This is a genomic window from Streptomyces sp. P5F9, from assembly GCF_057961495.1.
Genome location: NZ_JBXVPZ010000828.1, coordinates 1 through 2,092 on the forward strand (window position 1 = coordinate 1; position 2,092 = coordinate 2,092).

Below are 2,092 nucleotides of genomic sequence, written 5' to 3' on the forward strand. Positions count from 1 at the left end.
GATTGGTAGTGGTCGGGATTGAAGGGGGTCGGTGGCGGTCGAAGTCGGAAGAAGCTAGTGGCATTCGAAACCGGTGACGGTGACGGTGACGGTGACGGTGACGGTGACGGTGACGGTGACGGTCAGGAACGAAGGGGATTCGCGATGGTGACGTAGACGGACTGGGTGTCGACCGGGCCGATAAGTTCGTCGAGGCCGTGCAGCCGGGTCAGCAGGTTGGCCTTGCAGCGCAGGACGGGTGAGTCGAGCAGGCGGGCCGGCAGGGAGGTGCGCAGTCGGGCGGGACCGGAGGCCACGTCGCCGAGGAAGCGGCGGAAGGCGGAGAGCAACAGCCGCTCGTCGGAAAGACGTTGCGAACCGAACGCTCCGATGAGACCGAGCACGTTGTTGATCGCGAGGTAGTACGCGAAGCGTTCGTCGGTGACCTCGTCGGAGACGAAGGTGTCGCTGTGTTCGCCGATGCCGGGCAGCCGGGCGTCGAGCTCGGCGCGCCGGGATGCGCGGAAGTAGTAGCCCTGGTTGTCGCGGTAGCGGCCGCCCACGGGCCAACCTTCACCGTCCAGCAGAAGCAGGGTGTTCTGCTGGTGCGCCTCCAGGGCGATCCCCGCCTCACTGTCCAGCCACAGCACGGGACGGACAACCTGCTCCAGGTAGCGCAGGAACCACTCGGCGGCGACTGCTCCACGCGACCGGCTGGTCCGCGCGGCGAGGCCGGTGATGACCTCGGCCAGACGGGACAGCAACAACGGTGCGCCGGACGCGGTGTGGCTGGCGTGGCTGGCGTGGCTGGCGTGGCTGGCGTGCAAGTTAGTCGCCGGTCCGCCAACGGTGACGCTCCGCCCGGCGTACGGCCGGAGTGAGACGAGCCCGGCGATACAGGACACGTCGTCGGAGGCGCTGAACGGGTTGTGCCGGATCACCACGTCGATTCCGGCCAAGGGCACACGGGCATCCCGCTCGCCATGGCCAGCTCGATCAGCACCGGACTCACCTGCGCCAGGCTCCCCTGAGGTTGCGCCGCACTCGTCCAACGCGTCAACGGCCAGCCAGGCCGGATCACGGACGATGTCGAAGCCAGGGTGGGCGGCATGCCACTGCTGGGACAGGCCGGTGCGCAGCAGGCGGTGTACCTCGACGCCGCGGTGGAGTTCCTTGCGGAGGTTCTCACGGCGGGAGTTGGTGATGCGGAGGCCCAGGGACAGCTTGAGCATGGCGGGGGCGCCGGATTGGTGGACGGTTCGTACGGAGGAGGTGGGGTGCCACGGGGCGCCATGCGTGCCGAGGTCCTGGATCAGGCCGGCGTCGCGCAAGGCTGCGATATCGGCTCGGTGCTGGATCTCGCGCCACTGCCACGGGTGAAGGGGAAGAGCGGCATGGCCCTCGGGCAACGGCAGTTCGGAGCCGACGAGTCGGGCCGTGAGGTGGGCGGCGGGGACAGGCCGGCCACGTTCGGTCCAGGCCGAGTCGGTGGCGAGTACGGAAGGGGCGACAGCCAACCAGTGCAGCGGGAAGGAGCCACGCAACTCCGGTGAGTACAGGCGTGCTTCGGTCTCGGAGAGGCCCTCGCGGCTCTTCGGGGTCGGGTGCAACGGGTGGCCGAGCAGGAGTGCCTGTTCGGCGGAGAGGAAGAGATCGGGACCGTCGGCCGGGTGCACACGACGGTCGGTGATGAAGGTGACGGTACGGCGGACGGAGTCAGCTACACGGGCCACCAGGTCGGTCACGGTTTCGGGTGTAGTTGTGGGTGGTGTTGCGGGTGCTCTTGTCGCTGCCGGTGTCGCCGCCCCGTCAACAACCGAGGTGGCGCCGGGAAGTACCGATACGTCGGCGCCCACGGCAACACGGCCGAGCCGCTGCGACACCGCTCCCGCGGAGGCAACGGTCGCCCTATCAGCACCAGTTACCGAGGCACCGTCGCGCGCCGCAGTCTCCCTGGCGAGCAACGCCGCGACCGTCACAGCGTCGGCGGGTGGCGCACCGTGGGGAGCGTCGGACAGGTACGGAGGGCCGAAGCGGTGCCAGCCCGTCGGGGACCAGTAGTGGACCTGGACGTACAGGGCCGTGCCGCTGGCGGGGAGGGGGACATGGAGGG

1 protein-coding gene is annotated in these 2,092 nt (G+C 69.1%); it reads right to left on the reverse strand.

Annotation, left to right across the window (positions count from 1 at the left end; genetic code table 11):
* Positions 1–122 precede the first annotated feature (122 nt).
* Positions 123–2,092, reverse strand: a 1,970-nt coding sequence (locus tag AC31A1_RS50615) for an IucA/IucC family protein (RefSeq protein WP_489659784.1), incomplete at its 5' end; no start/stop codon positions are given.